Source organism: Wolbachia endosymbiont of Frankliniella intonsa, assembly GCF_029856955.1.
Classification (GTDB): Bacteria; Pseudomonadota; Alphaproteobacteria; order Rickettsiales; family Anaplasmataceae; genus Wolbachia.
The window spans coordinates 1217860-1238963 of record NZ_CP097148.1; the positions used below are offsets into that span (position 1 = coordinate 1217860).

Sequence of the window (21104 nt, forward strand, 5' to 3'; positions counted from 1 at the left end):
TGTCGATCATAACTGCAGAGGCGCTCCCTCTACAACTATACTTGAAAATTACTAAAAACTTAAATTTGTGTGTTTCTTTCTGATTTGACAGATTTTTCTGTTCGATGCTTGTATAAGATACTCTTTATATCAAAAAGAGGACCATATGAGTGAAGCAACTTTTTCTGAAAAAAATCAGCTTTCTAGAGAAGACATAGCAGAGTTAACAGAACTTATGTGTCTTCAACGAAGTGAAGTAAGTGAAAGTGGAACAGGTCTATTAGAACTTATAGCTGAACAGGAGCAAATACTTGAGGATTTAGGAATAGAATCAAAAGAGCTTTTATGTTCTCAGCATACAGGAATGTATGAGAACCTTAGTCAGCCCTATTCTACGGATCTCGAGGTTTTATAGCAGATATATAGATTATCATTATTATTGATACCTACTCAAGAGTTGCTATGGCAAACAGAGAAAACTGCAATTACTGCCGCTAATCTTTTTAATATATCTTTCTTTGATGGTGCTATTATCGCGCATTTTGACTGATATGGGCTATGATAAACCAGAAAATCACAGCTATATTTAGGAATTGAGACAAGGCCTCATTTAGGTAAATATTGCTATGCAGACTTTTCTTGATAGCAAGCATATTGCTTTTTAGAAAAATATTAGTAACATCAAACATAGAGATTGATATTAGTTTTTCTGTCAGATTAAGTTGCGTCTAGTACAACTGAATATGCAAATAAGCTAACAGAACTTGAGATATTTTAATTGTTAGTTTTAGAGTGTATTTTCGTGTTCATTGCTATGAATGTGCAGAGCTACCTCTTCGAGGTAGGTCATCGGATCACCTAAATCATGCTCTATTTCTACTTCAAAATTGAACCCTAACTTCTCGCAGAATTTATAGAAATATTCTTTAATAATATCAAATAAACTTCTGCCATCAATTTTGTAATCTCTCAATTTCCGGGGCACAGTAAGTGACAATTTGCCATCTTTATATATCACATCATCTTTCCCATCTTGAAATTCAAGTGTAAATTCCAGTGAGCTACCCAACTTACATAACTCTTCTTCTGGCTTTTCTGTAACACATGCAGAAATTGGTTCTTTAACTGTAATTGCTGCGTGATTATTATTATCACAATTAATATGTATTATATAATCAATAGATCTAAAACTTAATCCATGTTTAAGGCTTATTGTAGTTAAAGATCCATCATTTCCCATTAACGGACCCACATATCCTGCTTGATTACAATGAGTGATTAGCTCTTCCAAAATGGAATTACTTGGGATTTGAGCTTCAGCATATTTAAACATTTCCTGAAAAACTTCTTTTGCAAATTGGCGATAATTCTTTTCTCCATTTTCGTCATTTTCAATTAAACCAGCATGTCTTTCATATAATTGCTTAATAAAATCTTGATCTATATCCTTTTTGTTGATAATAAACTTCATTCTTGGAAAATCTAAGTGCATCTGTTTACCAGAGTTTGCTCCCACATTCTCTTTACCAGCTCTTAATTTGCTAAAATCAAACTTTTCTGACTGAGCTTTTAGTGTAACGACTGGATTTCCCTTTTTTTTCCTGTATAGAGTTGTTCATTATTAATACTTTGATATGAATTGCTGATAGTATAATAATACATAAAAATAGTTAATATGTCAATAATATACTTAACATAGACAGTCATAATAGGGTGACAGGATTTTAGCAAGGCTCTATTATGAATAAACGGTTTTACACAGTATGAATGTTGATGAACAGTCAAGTGTGCTGACTTTTCTAAATAGTAAAATTGAGAATATACCAAGGTTTCATTCCGCAATATTGCCTAAACTTTGCGGTGGAGACAGAGTGGTAGATCTGCTATTTTATAAGCCACTCAGTTATGTGGATAGAAGTAAATCACTACCTGATGCTCAAGTGGGAGAATTTACAACTTTTGTGGCAAAAGTGTATGAGCACCAGCGCCCCACTGTTAGAGGTAGGCCATATAAAATAATCGTTGAAAGTGAAAGTCAGTATTTATTTATAGTTTTTTTTAATTACTCAGTTAAATATTTGTATAAATTATTTCCAGTTGGAACAGATATAGTAATCAGTGGTAAACTTGAAAAGTTTGCCGAACATTGGCAAATTACTCACCCAGATTACATGTTGTCTGATATCAATCTATTTAAAGAAATAGCCTGCATAGAGCCAATTTACCAATTACGTCGCGGTATTACTAACAAGAGCATTAGAAACATAATAAGTTCTAATCTAAAAGATTTGCCTGATTTGCCAGAGTGGATAGATGAAACATTAATCAAGCGAAAGAAATGGCTGAATTGGAAAGAAAGCATCATAAGATTGCACAGACCGAGCTCACTCGCAGAAGCAGAAGTTTGCAGAGAAAGACTTGCTTATGATGAGCTATTTGCGTACCAGTTGGCACTAAAGCTTGCAAGGGAAAATCATGTAAAAAAAGAGGGAAAAGAATTTATAATATTGAGTAAATACAAAGAGCAGGTCTTAAATGAATTACCGTTCCAATTAACAAATGATCAAATTCGAGCGATAGATGAAATCTCAGAAAGACAAAAATCCAGATACCGCATGGTAAGTCTGCTGCAAGGTGACGTTGGGAGTGGCAAAACTGTAGTTGCACTCTTTGCGATGCTGAATGTGGTAGAAAATAACATGCAAGTAGCTCTAATGGCACCAACTACTATCTTGGCTGAGCAACATTATAATTGGATCGAAGAAGCTCTATCTTCTACTGATATAAAAGTTGCTTTGCTTACCGGTAAAACTGCGCGCAAGGAAAGAAAGATTATTATGAACGAACTTGCAAGTGGTATTTTAAATATAGTAATTGGTACTCATGCATTATTTCAAGCCAACGTTACATTTAAAAATTTAGGACTCGCAGTCATAGAGGAACAACAGCGATTTGGAGTGATACAGAGGAATAGGTTGGTAGGAAAAGGAGAAAATACCGATATACTTTTTGTTACTGCAACTCCCATTCCAAGAACCTTGCAGCAAGCTATGTATGGTGATATTGAATGTTCTATTTTAAGGGAAAAACCAAAATCTAGATTGCCAATAAAAACCGTTATTATGAACGTTAAAAAAGTATCAGATATTATTCAAAGACTGAAAGATGCTATAAATAGAGGCGAAAAAGCATATTGGATTTGTCCATATATAGAAGAAAACGAAGAACTCAATATTGCCGCAGCAGAAATGCGCTTTCAGGAACTACAAAAGACATTTTTTGATAGAGTTGGAATAATACACGGAAAACTAACTCAAGAGCAGAAAGATCAAGTGATGTTTTCCTTCAAGAGGAATGAATTTTCTCTGCTTGTTGCAACTACTGTGATAGAAGTTGGCATAGATGTACCAGATGCAACTATTATGATTATAGAGAATGCAGAGCAGTTCGGGTTATCGCAATTACATCAGTTAAGAGGTAGAGTAGGACGAGGAAATAAACCTTCTTTTTGTGTACTGTTATATGACAATCTCAGTAAAAGTTCGTATTCAAAGTTAAAGATTATGTGTGAGTCACAAGATGGATTTTATATTGCTGAAAAGGATATGATGATGAGGGGTAGCGGAGATATTCTAGGCACAAAACAATCAGGGTGCATGGAGTTTAAATTTGCTGATTTATATGAGGACAGAGAATTGCTCAACCTTGCATATAATAGTGCAAAAGGTACAATAGCTAATTTTGAATTACTGCTTGATATATTTGAATATAGAAGTAGACTACATTTTTCAAAATTTCAGTAATCTTGCAAGCCATAACCTTCATGAGTAGAAATTCCTTGACAGACGGGAGTATTTAACAAACCATATGCGTCAAGTTAAGGAAAAATAAGAGTGAAGAAGAAGTTTTTACCATAAGAATAAATTGTGCAGAGTTAATAGCAGGCCCTGTAAAAAAATGTTAGCAGGTCAAATTAATCAAGGGCAGGAAGTATAAAAATGGAAAAAAAAGCGGTAAATTAGCCTAATGACAATAAATATATATATAGAAGCTACCGTTTTAAAGAGCACAAAAGGAATACACAGTAAAAGCGAGAAGAAGTTGAGAATATGTATGGAAGCAGTGTGGAGAAGTGGCTGCCAATGATCAAAAATTTACCACAATTACAGAAATATAACAAGAGGTTTAAAAGGTGATGCAAAAAGGGAATTTTGGCAAAATGACTTAAGTATGCACAACAAGATTTGCATAATTGATGATCAGATGTCATTCATGCTCAGCCTATATATAGAAAAAATTCTCAAGCTCAAGATGGCTTATGGTGGAACTAAAATTCATGGACTTGTTGACGCACGTAATTAATTTCTTTTTTTTAAGTTAATTAATGTTAACGAGACACGTCTGCCTGTAATCATGTTAATACCAAAATATAATGTAAGAGAAGAAATGGGCAGTGCTATGCAACAATTTTTGTTTCTTTCTAACCATGCTTCCATATGAAAAACATATGACATAAAAAGGAAAACAAAAAGCTAAGAACCTTGACGCGCTTTACATCTTGGCTTTACCTTATTTATAATATAAACCTTACCACCCCTTTTCACAACTTTACAATTTTTATCTCTGTTACGATGAGATTTTAGTGACCCTTTAACTTTCATATCTACAGTAAGAATAGAATTACCTTACATTATGATCACTGACAGAGAGTTAGTCAATTGATAAATTTTTCACATTTTATTAAAATACTGTATAATTGTTGCTGATACTTCTTCGATTGACCTTTGCGTGACATCAATAATTGGCCAGTTATTTTGCTTAAAGAACTCCTCTGCTTCTTTAATTTCCTTTTCTACTTTTCTAGGGTCAGCATATATATTATTACCTTCATTATTAATTGAAGTCAGTCTATTTTTGCGTATTTCTATTAGCCTTCTTACGTCTATTGTTACTCCTATAGTCAGTTTATTTTTTAATTTTGCTAAGTCGACGTAAAAGGGTATCTCTCTAACAAAAGGAACATTTGCAACTTTATAGCCTCGGTAAGCTAAATACATACTGGTGGGAGATTTTGATGTGCGTGAAACTCCAACCAAAATTATATCGGCTTTATCAATATCTTGAATATTTTGTCCATCATCATGATTAATGGTATAGTTTATTGCCTCAATGCGCTGAAAATATTCGTTATTTATCTCAGCATGTAAGTCAAGTTTTTCGTCTTTTTCAATTTCAAGATAGGATGAGATTTCCCTAATAATGTGTGATAATATCGCTCTGTAGGGAATTTTTAGCTTTATACAATTATTTTTTAGATATTTTCTTAGCTCATCATTAGTAATAGTGCATATAACAAAATTATGCTCATCACTTTTTCTATTAATTTCCTCTAAAATTTTGTCAATCTGCTCTTCTCCTTTTACGAAAGACCAAACATATTCGATCGTTTCTACAGAACGAAAGTGTTTCAGAGCTGATTTTGCAACTGATATAACAGTTTCACCACTTGAATCTGACACTAAGTGTAGGTTGAGCTTTTTAAGGGTCATCAACGTTATAATAAAAATAATAGCAAGCAATCTGCTAATGAAATTGTGCTAATTTATTATACTACGTAAATATAGAAAAACTATCTTGTTGATAAAACTCAAACTAATTGATAAATTCTTAACACAATTATTCTCAAAACGAATGTTTTTATTAAAGCCTACAAATTTCACTTCTTTTGCTAAAAAAGCTCTACCTTGGCTTGGGGTTATTTGTTTCGCATGTTTTTTAATTGGAATGTTCTTGGCATTATTCTTCTCCCCAGGAGATTATAAACAAGGAGAAATTGTACGAATTATGTATCTTCATGTGCCTTCTGCATGGCTTGCTCTTGGAATATACGGACTCATTGCATCACTCAGTTTCATTTCTTTGGTATGGAACAATAGTGTTGCTAGTGTCTTAGCACATGCCTCTGCTCCTGCAGGGACAGTCTTTTCGGCAATATGCTTAATCACAGGTAGCGTCTGGGGAAAAGGAACATGGGGTACTTGGTGGGTATGGGATGCAAGGCTTACTTCAATGCTGATTTTGTTTTTTCTGTATGTTGGTTATCTTTCATTGTGGAGCGCTTTTGATAATCAAGCAAGAGCAGAGAAATCATCAGCAGTATTTGCCATTTTTAGTGCTATAAATATTCCCATAGTAAAATTTTCTGTGAATTTATGTTCTACTCTTCATCAGCCAGCAAGTATTTTTAGAAAAGGTGGAGTAGCAATAGAAGGTTCTTTACTGCTGACACTCATTGCAATGTTTATATTTTGTACCACACTTTTTTTAGTAGTGTGGATACTTAATACCCTTCATTTAATTAATTTGCAGAAGATAAAGAGAGAAATCAGCATGCGATATTAGGTATGTAGTTCCAGAGTGTAATGTTGTGAACAGCGACGGAAATTAAAATGTAGAGCAATCATCAGCAGAGACTAAGTGGTATAAAAATAGCTGAAGAATGTAAAAAAGGAAGTGGTATAGATAAACCTGTTACCGATAGAGAAGGTTAAATTGATACGGGCGAACCTGTTACTGATGAAGGAGAGAATGAAAATGGAGAAATTACATCTCAAAAAGTAACCTAAGATTGTTCCAAGTATGAAAATTGTGGGCCATATTCTCATTTTTATAAAGTTGATAATAAGATAGGTTGTCAAGGTTTTAGTGCATCTGATTTACTAAAGGAATTATATCCTGAGATGTACAGTAATCCTAAGATTGCAAAATATATAGAAGAGGGAGCAAATGGTAATTATGGTGCAGTAAATTTTAAATTTGCCTTTACAGAGGATCTTAATTCAATATCCTGGCTTGGTAATATAGAATGTGAAAAATGTGTCGATGATCAAATAGAGTTAGCGTGTCAAGAAGAAGAGATTAAGAGTTTCTGTTACCCGAACGTTTACCGTAGTAATCCAGAATTCAACAAGAGCTTTTTTTTTCAGAGGAGCATGTCCTAATCTCTTTAGAGAGTCCAGTGAAACAAGTGTTGTAAAAGCAAAACAAGTTGCACCATTGATACTTGTTAATACCTTAGGACAAATGATAGATAAAGAGGGTAATAACACTAAAGTATACTATGATGCATTGAAGCGTTATCTAAATGATGATAGTAAAATCAAGGATTGTGGAGATAATCAAAAGTGTAAGGATTATATTCCAATTATGGAGAAAGTTGCATGGAATAGTGATAAGGAAGTACTATTAAAAACTGCTGTTAATAATACGGAAGAAGAAAATCCTTACTATTATGGAAATGAGGATAATTCTACTTCCGTTGAATTTGGTTCTATATAAGGCTGAATTTGTCTAATTTTTTCTACACTAGACACAATTTAGTCGTATCTGAACAAATACATAATCTATATAAAGAGGACGTAGGTACCATCTGTCCTTTTAAGGCATTTATGTCAATGATATGCGTAATCCATGATTTTAAACATGATGATCCTCCTAAGTAATACAAAAAAACTCAGAAAAATGTATATAGCTATGATAGAAGTTATCTATACATAAGTACAATATACTTTAACTAGAGATTATAAATTAATGAAGTTGAAAAGTCTGCAGACGAAGATAGATTTCGAGCTGTAGAATATCTTCACTATCAAAATAACAAAGCTGTCAAAATTTGTCAAGTAATTTTTATCGCAACTGTACAAACATTCCACAGGACAAATTTAAAATGCTGTAAAATGGTGTCTGTTCAGACGCATGTGAAACCAGTGCTTCTTTTCATCCCACTTTCATGCGGCTAAAACCCTTTTCATAATCTCCTATCTATCATTTCTTAAACCACTCCCCTGAACGGATACAATTAAATACATTTTTAACATTTTTATAGAAAACTATTAGTATAGATTTGTATGTTGCCCTCATGGCTATTTTAAAATGTTTAATACTCCTTTTCATTATTTCTTGTACACATCTACCTAACAAGCAACATTCTGTTAATATAGACAATTATAAGCACGATTATTCGTTGCAACAATATAATACTCCTTTGAAGAATAACGAACCAGCAATACCAGAAATGATACCTTTACCGGTAGAGTTTCCCGATCTTACAACCAGTAATCAGTTTCTTTCGATTAATGTTGATGAAAAAGTACCAGTAAAGGATTTACTGATTGAGATAGGAAAACTTTCTGACATTAACTTAGACATAGACCCCAAAATATCAGGTAATATTACTTTAAAACTAAAAGATAAGAACATAAACGAAGTAATTCAGAATATAGCCAACAGCGCCAAATTGCGTTACTCAATGAATAATGGTGTAATTAGAATTGAACAAGATTTGCCATATGCACAAAATTATTACGTAGACTTCATCAATATTCAACACTCTGCGCAAAGGAGTTTTATCATTGGTAACAATATTACCGACAGTGATGGTGATAGAAACTATATGAAATCTCAATATAGCAGTGATTTATGGAATTCATTAGAAAAAGGCTTAAATGCAATAATGGATGTTAACGGAGTAGATGATGGTGAGTTTCTTTCATCCAACAGAGAAGCTGGTGTCATTATTCTAAATGCTAGAAAAGATATTCACAAAGCTGTTGAAGAATATATTAATAAAGTTAAGAAATTGGCGTCTTCTCAAGTAATGATCGAGGCCAAAATAGTTGAAGTTTTATTAGACGATAAATACCTTTCTGGTATCAACTTAAATGATTTGCATAATGAAACCAAATCTATAACAAATCAAGGTAACTCTATTATTGACCTAGCAATTAACTCTAGTGTGAGTGATTTAGGAGATTTAGTAAAAATTTTAAATAAATTTGGCACTTCAACCGTAATTTCAAGCCCTAGAGTACATGCTATAAATAATCAGCAAGCAATGATTTCATTTACTAAAAACCATATCTATTTTACTTCCGATATACAGAAAGATACCGGAAACTCCAATCATGCCTTAATTACCAAGATGAATAGCACTCCAATAGGTGTGGTGTTAATAATCCACCCAAGCATTAACATTGATACTAATGAAATATTCATGGATATACATCCAACCTTATCAAGAATTAACGATTACACTAAAGACCCAAATATAGAATATGTCGCACAGCAGAATAAAATGAAATTAAATAGTGACATTCCAATTATTGAAACCAGAGAAATGCACTCTACGTTAAAAATTAAGAGCGGCGAAGTTATGGTAATTGGTGGGCTTATAGATCATAGAAAAGATAACCAAAACTTATTGCATCAAAAGTCAAAAAAACTGGCCAAGACAGTAGAAACCGTCATCTTCCTGAAAGCAACAATCGTACCAACACTTGGTTTATTAGATATAAAAGATAGTAATTTATATATATATTAAACGTATCCGTTCAGGCAATGGCATCAACTTAAGGAAAGATGTTGGGGTTGCTATTATGATAAGAAGAGAGTATCAGAATGATAATTAAGACAGCTTAATCACAAATCTGTTGCGGTAAATTTAAGTTGCTTTAGTCATATATTAAAGTTTTTAAACAGGTCTTAGTTTACTTACTTTATTGTTTTCTTTATTATCAAATATTGCTTTAAATAATATGGAGGAGCACATTGTCAGCAATTGCCGTTATTGATTTTGGTTCACAGTTTACACAGCTTATTGCAAGACAAATCAGGGAAATGGGCGTTTACTGTGAAATATTTCCAAGCAATATCGATTTCGAAACAGTATCAAAATTCAATGGATTTATTTTTTCTGGAGGACCGCAATCTGTAAATGACAATTGCTCTGAAGTAAGTGAAGTAGCACATAAAATTATAAAACTTAACGAAACAATAAACACTCCTATACTTGGAATATGTTATGGACAGCAACTCATTTGTCATTATTTCGGGGCAAAGGTAAGAAAAGAATTCAATCAGGAATTTGGCAAAACTAAAATCAAGATACTAAAAGAATCCCCAATTATAAAGGATACTTGGAACGTTAATTCCGAAGTCGATGTGCTAATGAACCATGCAGACAGTGTCGAAACTATACCGCAAGGATTTACTGCTATTGCCTCAGGTATAATAAATCAAACAATCTCAATAATTGCCAACGAACAGCGGAAGATTTACTGCACTCAGTTCCATCCTGAAGTTAAACCTACGACAAATGGTAGTAAACTTCTCTCTAATTTCTTAGATATTGCAAATTGTGAGAGAGATTGGACAATGAAGTCATTCATTGAAAAACAGAAGGAAAAAATTCAAAACTTAGTAGGGGAGAAAAAAGTAATTGCTGCAGTAAGTGGGGGGGTTGATTCAAGTGTTGCAGCAGTTCTTACACACAAAGCTATAGGAAAACAATTAAACTGTATTTTTATCGATACTGGGTTATTGCGTAAGAGCCAGACCACTGCTATGTTAAAAGAAATTCCAATAAATTACGTTGATAAATCAAACTTGTTTTTAAGTAGGTTAAAGGGAATAACTGATCCGGAAGAAAAGCGAAAAATTATCGGCAATACTTTTATCGAAGTATTTGAAGAAGAGGCAAAAAAAATAGGTGATGTGGATTTTTTAATGCAAGGCACCATTTACTCTGATGTAGTTGAATCAGGGCACGCTTCAGGAAACACTAGTACAATTAAATCTCATCACAATGTTGGTGGGTTGCCAGAAAAAATGAATCTGAAACTAGTAGAACCTTTACGCTATCTCTTTAAAGATGAAGTAAGGCTGCTTGGCAAAGAAATTGGGCTTTCAGATGAGATAATATTGCAACATCCATTTCCTGGACCTGGACTTGCAGTGAGGATCATAGGTGAGGTTGATGAAGAAAAGGTACGAATATTGCAAGAAGTAGATGAAATATATATCAACACAATGAAAAATTTTGATCTGTATGATAAAATATGGCAGGCTTTTGCTGTACTGTTACCAGTAAAAACTGTGGGAGTTATGGGAGATAATCGTACATACGGATATGTTTGCGCTTTAAGGGCTGTGACTTCATCTGATGGCATGACAGCCGATGCATTTCCATTTGAAAATAAAGATCAACATTCGTTAGTATTTTGGAGGTTTTTGCAAGACGTCAGTAGTATAATTGTTAACAAAGTTTCCGGGGTAAATCGAGTTGTGTATGATTTAACTTCCAAGCCACCAGCAACTATTGAGTGGGAGTAGCAATAATTTCATTCCAGTTTCAGCTACTCTAATCACACCAAAGAGGATGCTTGCATAACTCAAATTTTAAGGAAAACTATTTAATGTCATTCCAGCGCGTGACGCTGGTTCCTGGATCCCAGTACTGGGATGACAACGAAGGGTTATTTGGATGATAGCCGTACTTGATCTGTATTCCAGTGTCACGCACTGAAATGACAGAAAAAGGAGTACTGGGATGACAACGAAGTTGAATGACACCGCAGAGGCTACTTGAATCTAATTTACTATTCACAATCCCAGTTATTAGCTTGTTTTAATTGACTTTTTATCATTATTATGTAATAATTAAATAACATTTTTAATATTGAAGGTAAAATCACGACAAGAAACTATGAATCACTGGAAAAAGTACTGAGGACGATTGAGGCTAAGGGAGATTTAAATAAAGATAATATAATTAAGGAAATACAAAAAGAACTAAAGGAACAGGATCAAGGTCTATATCAAGAGTGGGAGAAAGGTAATTTTGATGTAAATCATGTATTTGATATTGACCTATACGCAAAGTTGACGTTATTAATTATAGCTGCTAGGAATGGTTACAAAAAGACAGTAGGGTTTTTAATCGGAGCAAAAGCAGATATTAATGAGAAAGATAGTTTTAGTTGCACTGCTTTGTTCTATGCTGCTTTGCATGGTCACAAAGAGACAGTAGAGGTTTTACTCGAAAGAGGAGCAAATGTTAACGCAGTAAATAAATATGGAAAGACTCCTTTAGATTATGCTAAGAATCAAGACGTAGTAAAAGCTCTATTAGACGCAGGAGGAGGTTCTTTTGTAAAAGCACGTAATAAGGGAATGATTGCCGGTGGAGTGAATACATTATTAGGCACTGCTATAGCAGTGGCACTTTTTACAACTGGAACAATTACAGCTCAGTTGATACCTATCGTTATAGCAGTGGTTGCAGTTACAGCAGCAGCACTGGTAGTTGGTTGTGCTACATATGCATTACTAAAGCCTAGTACTAAAGTTGATGGAGCAGAGAAATCATCTGCCGTCTTAAATGGACAGCAAGAAGCTGCTTGACAGTAGAGCGCGTGACGCACAGCTGTATGAACATTATCTGTAGGATGCCAGTGTCTGGGCACTGGCATCCAGTTAAGTTGGTAAGCATAAAAGTAATGTAAAAATACAATGTTTTTGATGATGGAAAAATGGATCCCAGTGTCAAGCATTGGGATGACACCTTCCTGCTAGAAAATGTTCGCACAGTTGTACGTCACGCACTGATTGGATTTTTGCTTCGTGTAAAATAGTTTCAAGGCTGTATTTTCTTTATTTTGCTTATAGCTTCCACAAGCAATGCAAACATAAATGAAGAATACAAACATGCTTTTGGTAGCTCTATGTGAAGCACTTCAAGTGTGAGATATACACCGACGAGTAAAATAAATAGAATGGCAATTACTTTTAAGCTTGGGTTGGATTTTATTACCTGAGCGGTATAACTTGATGAAAATAGCATCGCTAGTATGGAAAATGTAAATGCTATGGCAATGATTATCATATTGTGGGTTAATGATATGGCAGTTAATATCGAATCAACCGAAAAAACTAAATCTATTAATATAATTTGTAGCACAACTAAAAAAAATTGTGATTTAACATTTGCCTTTGTTTTGTTCTCCTTATGTACAAAAATTTCGCTCCATAACTCTATAGAACTTTTAACAATAAGGAATAACCCTCCTGCAATCATAAGTAAATCCTTTACTGAGATATCTAGCGATACAGCGTGAAATATAGGCTTTTGCATTGATAGTATATATGATGTAAAAAATAGTATTACAAAACGCATCAATAGCGCTAAGCCAAAACCTATAAGGCGGGCTCTTTCTCTCAGCAGATTTGGCACCTTATCTATTGCTAGAGAAATAAAGATTAAATTGTCTATGCCAAGTATAGTTTCAAGTAGCGTAAGTATCAATAAAGTCCAAGCATCAGCTAGCATTTTCATTCCAAAGTCAGATTTTGTACTTTACAATAGATGTGTAAAAATTAAGTAACTTCGCCTAGGTAATTAAAAAATCATCCTTACCCGAAAAAGGAAGAGAAAAAAGGTCATTTTTATAATAAAAGTACTTTTATAAGAAGAATAATAAATTTAAAAATCTAACTCTCTTTACGAAAATTTTAAATAGATTATAAAATAGTTGTAACATGAAAGTATATGCCTTCTTTGTAGACTAAGATTTTTCTTTAAATTAAGATAGATACATAGTAAAAGGAATTTATGACAAAAGAATCATTAGCAAAAACTGATATAGTGAAAGTTGAAGATCAGAAAGCACCAAAGAGCTTTTTTAAGATACTAGGTGAAGTAGCAAACGCTGTAAGATCATGGGTTGGCAATATTAACCCTGATTTAAGTAGTAGTCGCGATGTCGATAGTTTAGTCTTGAAGATGAACGAATGCTTAAACCCAAAGGGGGGTGAAGTCTCAGCACGTAAGAACACCGTATCTCTTGGTAATTTGTACTTGAGTTTATCAGAGGCAGGTCAAATAAAATTTTTACAAACCCTGGCAGAAAAGTTCAATCCGGATAAAACGAAAATAGATGAAGAAATAAAAGTATATAAGAAAAATCAAGATTCTGAGTCGAGCTATAAGTTTGAACAAGACTTAATAAAAGTCCTTGAATCACCACGCTCTAAAATATTGAAGCAGTTTATCTCCTTACCAGAAGGTCTTAAGTTTATTGTTGATATGCGTTCTGATGTGCTTAAGCTAAAGAACCAATATGAAAATCTAAACCCACTAGAAAATGAATTAAAAAATATACTCTGTACTTTGGTTGATGTTGATCTACTTGATCTTCATCAAATCACCTGGGATTCACCTGCATCATTGTTGGAAAAACTTATAAAATATGAAGCTGTACATAAAATTTCTTCTTGGGGTGACCTAAAAAATAGGCTAGATTCTGATCGTCTCTGTTTTGCTTTCTTTCATTACAAAATACCAAACGAACCTCTAATTTTTGTAGAGGTTGCATTGATGAATGAGATTTCAGATAGTATTCAACACCTTTTGGATGAGTCAGTGCCCTCAAGTGACCCAAGCAGTGCAAGTACTGCTATATTCTATTCAATATCAAACACTCAAACTGGTTTATCTGGAATTAGCCTCGGTAACTTTTTAATAAAGAGAGTCGTAGAAAAACTATCGCAAGAATTTAAAAGCGTAAAAGTGTATGCAACTCTTTCTCCAGTTCCTGGATTTACAAAATGGCTAAAAAATCAAGACTTAGCTTTATTAGGTAAGCTTAATATAAAACAATCAGGTACAGAAATTTTAGAAAGCATAAAAACTAACATTGAATGCGAAAAACAGTCCCTACTGAAACTTTGTGCACACTATTTGCTAAAGGTTAAAAGCAGTAGTGGTGGTGCTTATGATCCGGTCGCACACTTTCATTTAAGCAATGGTGCATCAATAAAACAACTAAACTGGATTGCTGATACTTCTGAAAAAGGCATTAGTCAGTCAGCCGGGATAATGGTTAATTATTTGTATGAATTGCCTAAAATAGGTAACAATCATGAGAATTATATGATTAATAAAGTGATTTCTCATTCAAAAAAAGTGTCGGCTATGTTAAAGGAATAATAGGAAGTGCGCAAGCATGTAGAAAGTGCTAACATTCCCTAATGTTTATGTATATAATATTGAATAGTTTTATGAGGTAAAATGTATTAGTGGTGAGATATTAAAAAAAATAAAACAAAAAATACAAGATAGAGTAACACGTAAAGAACTGTACAGTGTCTTTACATATTCTGAAGAAATAAAGTCATTTAATGATTATGTTAGTAGTATTAAACGTGATGGAATAAACTCAGAGAAATCAAGTCTATTGAAAGATATTTATGAAGGCCTTAATTCTATGTTTACTAACATTGCTATCGACTGGGATAGCAATCGAGGTAGCCTAAGTAGTGAAAAAATTAATATACATTATCAAAACTTAGGGTCTGTCTTAGAGATGGTAATCATAATTGAAGGATTGAAAACAGGATTGGGACAAGTATAGTGCACCCATTTGTCTAGACCATTTTTTTAAAGTGATCCGATTTTTAAAATGAATATGTTGATAAATACGTCGACACACATTTAAAGTATTTATCAATATATTCATTTACTGTTTATGATAATAAAGATCAGCAGGAACTTTATAATTTAGAGTCTGATGTAGCCTTCTATAGTTATACCAACCAACAAAGTCATTTATTATAAGATTCAAATCTCTGATACTATTTGGTCTATAATAATATATAGCTTCTTGCTTTAAAGTTCTCCATAAGCGCTCAACAAATATATTGTCGAAGCAACGTCCTTTATGGTCCATACTGATTTTAATATTAGCATGCTCTAATTCCGTAATAAAGTTGTAGCAAGTAAACTGTACCCCTTGATCACTATTAAAAATCTCATGTTTACCTTGTTTTAGAGCTTCTTTGAGAGTATAAAGGCAAAATCCAGCATCGAGATATGGTGATAATGAATGAGCAATAATATAGCGACTATACAAGTCCATTATTGCCACAAAATAGACAAACTTACCTTCTACCATAATATATGTTATATCAGTAGCCCATACCTGATTAACTCTACAAATAATCAAATCTTTGAGTAGATAAGGATATATTTTATGCTTTTTTTCTTTAATACTTGTATTACATCTTTTTCTACAATACAGCCCACTAATCTTCATTTTTTTCATAATTCTTAAGATTTTTTTGCGATTGACTACTACCCCACTCGCTATGATTTCAGCAGTAATTTTACGATATCCATAACGGCAATCAGAAGCCAAATATACTTCTTGAATCAAATTTGCTACTTCACTTTCGTTATTAATTATAGGCCTATAATATAGGCTAGATCTGCAAATCCCCAATAAATCAGCATGTTTCCTAATTGACAGATCAGAATCTTTTTCTATAAACCTTACTCTATCTTTTTTGCTTATTTCAGTAATTTTTTTTTCAAATAGCTATTTTCCACTGTCAATTCTCCTATTACTTTATGTAAACTTTCTATTTCTTGCGCTAAGATTCTTTGTTTTCTCGCACTTTCACTTTCTTCAACAAATAGGTCTTTTAACCTTGCCAATACTCTATCACGCCAATCATATAGATTTGTTGATGGTATTTTATATTCACTACATATCTCAGCTGTGCTTTTTTGATTTTTTATTGCTTCCAAAGCTATCTTTGCTTTTAACTCTGGTTCATATTTTTTTGTTTCCATTCTTTTACCCCTTTACCTTCCTACTCGGATCAACCATTTTTTTGTCTAGTTTATGGGGTGAATTATAGGTCAAAAAGAGGATAAGGAAGAAGAAGCTCGAACAAACATACCACAAAACATTATGGATTGGCCTACTCCAATTCCAGACGATAAACCGGAAAAACTGCAAACTCCATTAGAGCCAACTAAGGTAAACACAGAATTATCAGATCCAAACACAGTTCCTGCTAAGGCTACGGAAAAATCTACCCCTTGAGGATTATGAGTTTTTACTTCAACTATAGATAATCCAAACGAAACATCATACCGCAACAATCACTAATTTTCTGTCCTTTCAACAAAACACATCAAGTAAAATCATTTGAGTGCAAATGAACATTGTTAGATGAATTAACCCTAACTTAAGAATCAGATATATACAATATTAGTATGTTTAATTAATAGTGAGGTTAAAAATGTCACCTAGTGAAAAAAACTCTTCAAATTTTGTTGAAAATAAGCAAGATGATCTTAAAATGATTCAAGATTCTTCATTAAATTCAGATATCATTCACGATCCCAAGAAGCTAAAAGACAGAATTATGGATCTGGTAAAAGGAGATACAGAATTCTCTAAAATGAAGCAAGGAGATAAGGCCCTTGTAGTAGGTACAGCAAGTGGATTATTTACAGCAGTGCTACCACTTTTGGCAGTTGGTGCAACACTTGCTATACCAGGTGCTATAGTTGGTCTTACTCTATTTTTCGCTGTGAAAGTTGCTGTAAAAGCAGTTCAATCTGGATATAAAGGACTCAAATGGTCAGCAGAAAAAACAGTTGAAGGGGCGAAGCATATTGGCGGAAAAATCAAAGATGGTGCTGTATATGCCAAGAATTCGGTAAAAGAAACTGCAAGTTCTGTAAAACAGGCAACACAAGAGAGAGCTAGCTCTACATTAAGAAAAATGGGGGATAACATTCAAAACCTTGGAAGGAAGATGAGTGATAGTGGTGCAAGCATGTCTAGTTTAGATGGTATCCCATATTCAATAGGTAATGAAGATCAAACTGTTATTTTGAAAACAACAGAAAAAACGAGAAATTTCAACAGTGTAAAGGAAATGCTTACCAAGAAAGTTTTTGAAGACAAGGCCGTAAACGGCTCTGCTTTCACTAAGGAAATGTTTTCTAAATTGGTAGGAAAAATATCAGAAAAATCTTATCCTATTGATGATCAACGAAGTGCCAAAAAGGACCAGTTGACCAACCTATTGGATCAGCAAATAGATTTTATCAATAAATTAGATGCTAAGAAGTTGCAACATTTGTTAGATAAAGATAATAGCAACCTATATGAAATTTTTTCTGAACATCATGGTGAGATTAAGGAAATTATTAGAGAATGCAAAAAAGAGCATAATTTTTTTAATACTTTAGAAAGGCTTAATAAGTCAGCAAAAAGGCATAAAGCAAGTTCTATGAATTCACTGGAAAATAGCTTATCAGGTAGTAGTTCAACGAGTTCTATAAGTACTGTTAGCAGCAAAGCAGACTTATTAAATCCTAATGAGAATAGGGAAGTAAAAGAACCTACTTCATTTTGGAGCAAGTTGTTATCACCACTAAAAGGTGTCAAAAAGCCAGAGGAAGTTACTTGCACAGGATATAAAAGGATTTCTGAGGATGAGATGCCATCTGCGGAGATAGGAAATAGCCGTTTTTATGTTGCTCCGGAGAAACCGCTAAGAAGCAATTCAATGGGTTCTTTAAGCACTCACAGTACTGCTACAACTTCTAGCTTTGCCAGTTACCTTCATAGTTCTGATAGTGGGTTCAATTCACCAAGTTCTTCTCCGCAACATGGTATGTTCACTGAGAAAAATGGCAAGTTAAAAACCCAAGATAACTTAAGAAAGACAGGTTCTTTGGAAAAATTGGTGGGACCTTCTTCAACAGTAACTGCTGAAGCTAAAGCAGAGCAGCAAACTCCACACATAAAAGTAAAGTAAATAAAACTACCTACTTTCTCCAAAAGGATGTTACTCAATGAGTAACATCCTTTTTTCCATTTAGTCAAAATTTTCACTTATTTAAGATCAGTTTTCTAGCACTGGGCCAATTATGGAGTTTCTTTTGCCTTTTTTCTAGATTATGCAAGAAACTTAAAAAATGAAAGTTTTTATTCAATAATTTGTGTATAAAGGATATTATTTTACTGCTAGTGAAATAAACCAGAATGAAGTCTATTTTATTGACAAGGCCTTTATTACATTCGTTGAGCACAAGAAGCACGCTAAAAAAATATGGGTACAAAGTTTTTATAGAGCCATTATTCACAATAAAGTACTTAAATCCTGATATATCCGCGCACGAATTTGATGTTGTGATATCTACAAGTAAAAACAGTGTAAAGGCTTTCAGTCAAATATGCAAAGAGGATAACTTTTCGATTATTACAGTTGGTAATTCAACTATGCAGGCTGCAAAAAATTTTGGATTTTCCGATATAATCTCAGCAGACAGCAACGTTGATGGTCTGATATCATTCATAAAATCTCATTATTCAAATGCAATAAAGTTCTTATATATAAGGGGACAAGAAGTATCATGTGACCTAAAAAAAAGATTATCTGAAGAAGGTTTTAACGTAAGAGAAGTTGTACTCTATAAAACAATTACTAAAAGGAGTCTAACTAATAGGTGTAAAAATTTACTATTGGACGGTAAAATTGATAGCGTTGCTTTTTTTTCCTCACAAACTGCAAGGGTATTTTGTTCATTAGTTCTAAAAAGTGGGCTATCTCCTGTGATGAATAATACAGTTGCATATACCATGAGTAAAAACATTGCTGATAGTTTAAAGTTAATCAAGTGGAAAAAAATTATAACATCGAGGTTGCCCACAGGGGAGAGTTTAATTGATATAATTAATAAGGATTGTTGATGCTAAAGATTGCAACTTGGAATGTAAACTCCATACGTAAAAGAATTAACCAACTTTGTAGTTTTATAGTTGATAGTCAGATAGATATAGTTTTGCTGCAAGAGATAAAATGTACAGAAGAGCAATTTCCTTATGCAGAGATAGAAAAGTTAGGATATGAATATGCTGTCTATGGACAGGTTGCAAGAAATGGTGTTTGTGTTTTATCTAAATATCCAATACTGGAAAAATTAAAAATTGATGTTGTAGAGAGTCATCAAGAAGCACGTTATATAGAGTGTGTGATAAAACACACCAATAATAAAGTAAGGGTAGGAAGTGTATACGTTCCAAACGGTCAAAGAACAGACTCTCATACTTTTGAGTATAAACTCAAGTTTTTTGATAACCTATATGAAAGGATGGGCACTTTGTTGAAAAATGAAGAGTTAACTATTATAGCTGGCGATTATAATGTTGCACTGGATGAAATTGATGTTTTTGATTCAAATTTATTAAATGGCCAAGTGTGCTTTCATATAAAAGAGCGTGAGAAATTAAGAGCGATCTTGAATATTGGTTTTAAAGATGCATTTAGAATATCTCACCTCAACTTACAACAATTCACTTGGTGGCATTATCAAGGTAATTCACTCAGAAACAATCAAGGAATGCGAATAGATCATATTCTGCTATCGCCACAAGCTGCAGATAAATTGGAAACATGTTACATAGATGATAGGTTGCGTAAACTAGAAAACCCATCTGATCATACTCCCGTTGTATGTGTTATAAAACAATAAAAGACCTATTACACAATTCACCTTTGGCAAATAGGTCTTAATTGACTGCTGTCTTTTCTGTGCTTTTGGCTGGCTGATCTAAAGTAGGTTGTTTAAGGGTAGAAGGTGTTTCTTTTCGTGGACTGCAAACTCGCTCAGAAGCAAAATGCTGTTTATTCTCTCCGTCTCCCTGAGAAATTTGTTCAGTAATTTCTTTGATTTCGGTTTTGAAAATATCATCAATGCCATTGCGAATTTTTTCATTCAATTTTTCTCTCTTTTCTATATCATCTTTATCTGGTGAGCTAGGGTCATATAAAGTACCCGGCCTATTATTTGAAAAAAGAACTTCAATTCCTCCCTTTACAGCAAATATTGTACCAATAACAGCAGCAATTATCGCAAGTGTAGTAGGACCAAAAATTAATATTGAAGCAATGGAAAAAAAAATAGGAAGAAAAACTTTACGTAAGAACTTTGTTACCATCTCTTCATCACTAAGTAGTGGTTTATCCTCTTCTTCCTTAACATCTAAAACTTTTCCAAGACCTGGTATTTTTTTTAATAATCCTCTTCCAGGTATTTTACGCTTAACAAAATCAACAACCCAATCCCTAGCTTCTGTACCACGTACATCATCTAAGCATCCTTCTACTATTTGCTTTACTTTACTATCTTCCTCTCTAGCTAATTTTTTCTCTCTAATTTCTTTAAGCACAGAAAGTAAAAACTGACAAAAATTCTCTTCACTGAGTGGTCTTATCTTTTCTGGATTGACATTATTAAGTAGTATGTACTCATAATCTGATATGAAAACATTAGTTATTCGTGGGCTCTCCTGTGATTTGGCTTTATCTTGTAATTCTTCCATGAAGGCATCATAAATTGCCTTATGTTCTTCTTTGAAAATTATCTCACTTTCCTTTATAGGTGATTTTGAAGACTCTGCTTTTACTGGTGGAACTGTCATGGT

The 21104-nt window shown here is 33.3% G+C and carries 18 protein-coding genes and 1 pseudogene; 12 read left to right on the top strand and 7 right to left on the bottom strand.

The genetic code is table 11. The annotated features are described in order from the left end of the window. Positions 1 to 145 precede the first annotated feature (145 nt). Entirely contained in the window at positions 146 to 394 is a 249-nt protein-coding gene (locus tag M3L71_RS06825) for a hypothetical protein (protein WP_280143466.1), read from the top strand. A gap of 372 nt (positions 395 to 766) precedes the next feature. On the opposite strand, the pseudogene M3L71_RS06830 reads toward M3L71_RS06825, so the two are convergent. Continuing rightward, positions 767 to 1598, bottom strand: a pseudogene (locus M3L71_RS06830) (hypothetical protein). A 144-nt stretch (positions 1599 to 1742) separates the two neighbouring features. Here M3L71_RS06830 and recG point away from each other — a divergent pair. Beyond that, a complete protein-coding gene (gene recG / locus M3L71_RS06835; RefSeq protein WP_280143468.1) occupies positions 1743 to 3782 on the top strand; it encodes an ATP-dependent DNA helicase RecG in 2040 nt (679 codons plus the stop codon). A gap of 427 nt (positions 3783 to 4209) precedes the next feature. Then, positions 4210 to 4341 (top strand): hypothetical protein, encoded by a 132-nt coding sequence (locus M3L71_RS06840; protein ID WP_280143469.1) that lies wholly within the window; start codon positions 4210 to 4212, stop codon positions 4339 to 4341. 170 nt (positions 4342 to 4511) lie between these two features. Here the strand turns inward: M3L71_RS06840 and ykgO are convergent, their stop codons facing one another. Both ykgO and M3L71_RS06850 read right to left on the bottom strand, forming a co-directional pair. Further along, positions 4512 to 4640, bottom strand: coding sequence for a type B 50S ribosomal protein L36 (gene ykgO / locus M3L71_RS06845; RefSeq protein WP_006015378.1), 129 nt, complete (start codon positions 4638 to 4640; stop codon positions 4512 to 4514). 69 nt (positions 4641 to 4709) lie between these two features. Continuing rightward, positions 4710 to 5528 (bottom strand): pyruvate, water dikinase regulatory protein, encoded by an 819-nt coding sequence (locus M3L71_RS06850; protein WP_280143470.1) that lies wholly within the window; start codon positions 5526 to 5528, stop codon positions 4710 to 4712. Between the two features lie 142 nt (positions 5529 to 5670). Between M3L71_RS06850 and ccmC the strand changes: the two genes are divergently transcribed. From ccmC to M3L71_RS06875, 5 genes are all read left to right on the top strand, one after another. Next, the gene (ccmC, locus tag M3L71_RS06855) at positions 5671 to 6381 is read left to right on the top strand and encodes a heme ABC transporter permease CcmC (RefSeq protein ID WP_280144171.1); all 711 of its coding nucleotides are present in this window, start codon (positions 5671 to 5673) and stop codon (positions 6379 to 6381) included. A 681-nt stretch (positions 6382 to 7062) separates the two neighbouring features. Further along, entirely contained in the window at positions 7063 to 7317 is a 255-nt protein-coding gene (locus M3L71_RS06860; RefSeq protein ID WP_280143471.1) for a hypothetical protein, read from the top strand. A gap of 565 nt (positions 7318 to 7882) precedes the next feature. After that, complete coding sequence (locus tag M3L71_RS06865) at positions 7883 to 9358, top strand: type II secretion system protein GspD (RefSeq protein WP_410543481.1); 1476 nt, start codon at positions 7883 to 7885, stop codon at positions 9356 to 9358. A 227-nt stretch (positions 9359 to 9585) separates the two neighbouring features. Continuing rightward, a complete protein-coding gene (gene guaA, locus M3L71_RS06870; protein ID WP_280143473.1) occupies positions 9586 to 11148 on the top strand; it encodes a glutamine-hydrolyzing GMP synthase in 1563 nt (520 codons plus the stop codon). Between the two features lie 549 nt (positions 11149 to 11697). Then, positions 11698 to 12219, top strand: coding sequence for an ankyrin repeat domain-containing protein (locus M3L71_RS06875; protein WP_280143474.1), 522 nt, complete (start codon positions 11698 to 11700; stop codon positions 12217 to 12219). A 232-nt stretch (positions 12220 to 12451) separates the two neighbouring features. Here M3L71_RS06875 and M3L71_RS06880 read toward each other — a convergent pair whose 3' ends face one another. Then, on the bottom strand, positions 12452 to 13144 hold the full coding sequence (locus M3L71_RS06880; protein WP_280144172.1) for a TerC family protein: 693 nt from the start codon (positions 13142 to 13144) through the stop codon (positions 12452 to 12454). A gap of 282 nt (positions 13145 to 13426) precedes the next feature. On the opposite strand from M3L71_RS06880, the gene M3L71_RS06885 reads away from it, so the two are divergent. Continuing rightward, positions 13427 to 14803 carry a malonyl-CoA decarboxylase gene (locus M3L71_RS06885; RefSeq protein ID WP_280143475.1) on the top strand — a complete coding sequence of 459 codons (1377 nt, stop codon included), beginning with the start codon at positions 13427 to 13429 and terminating at the stop codon, positions 14801 to 14803. Positions 14804 to 15332: 529 nt separating this feature from the next. Here M3L71_RS06885 and M3L71_RS06890 read toward each other — a convergent pair. Together M3L71_RS06890 and M3L71_RS06895 are read right to left on the bottom strand one after the other, a co-directional pair. Continuing rightward, a protein-coding gene (locus M3L71_RS06890; protein WP_280143476.1) for an IS3 family transposase occupies positions 15333 to 16447 on the bottom strand; the annotation gives its coding sequence in 2 pieces (ribosomal slippage) (positions 15333 to 16174 and positions 16174 to 16447; 1116 coding nt in all). A gap of 69 nt (positions 16448 to 16516) precedes the next feature. Further along, entirely contained in the window at positions 16517 to 16759 is a 243-nt protein-coding gene (locus M3L71_RS06895; RefSeq protein ID WP_280143477.1) for a hypothetical protein, read from the bottom strand. Positions 16760 to 16902: 143 nt separating this feature from the next. Between M3L71_RS06895 and M3L71_RS06900 the strand changes: the two genes are divergently transcribed. From M3L71_RS06900 to M3L71_RS06910, 3 genes are all read left to right on the top strand, one after another. Beyond that, positions 16903 to 18435: an actin-bundling T4SS effector WalE1 family protein gene (locus M3L71_RS06900; protein ID WP_280143478.1), complete on the top strand. Its 1533-nt coding sequence runs from the start codon at positions 16903 to 16905 to the stop codon at positions 18433 to 18435. Between the two features lie 227 nt (positions 18436 to 18662). Beyond that, a complete protein-coding gene (locus tag M3L71_RS06905) occupies positions 18663 to 19370 on the top strand; it encodes a uroporphyrinogen-III synthase (RefSeq protein ID WP_280143479.1) in 708 nt (235 codons plus the stop codon). Next, a complete protein-coding gene (locus tag M3L71_RS06910) occupies positions 19370 to 20152 on the top strand; it encodes an exodeoxyribonuclease III (RefSeq protein WP_280143480.1) in 783 nt (260 codons plus the stop codon). Before M3L71_RS06905 ends, M3L71_RS06910 begins: the two co-directional genes overlap by 1 nt. Positions 20153 to 20189: 37 nt before the next feature. Here M3L71_RS06910 and M3L71_RS06915 read toward each other — a convergent pair whose 3' ends face one another. Next, on the bottom strand, positions 20190 to 21101 hold the full coding sequence (locus M3L71_RS06915) for a hypothetical protein (protein ID WP_280143481.1): 912 nt from the start codon (positions 21099 to 21101) through the stop codon (positions 20190 to 20192). Positions 21102 to 21104 lie beyond the last annotated feature (3 nt).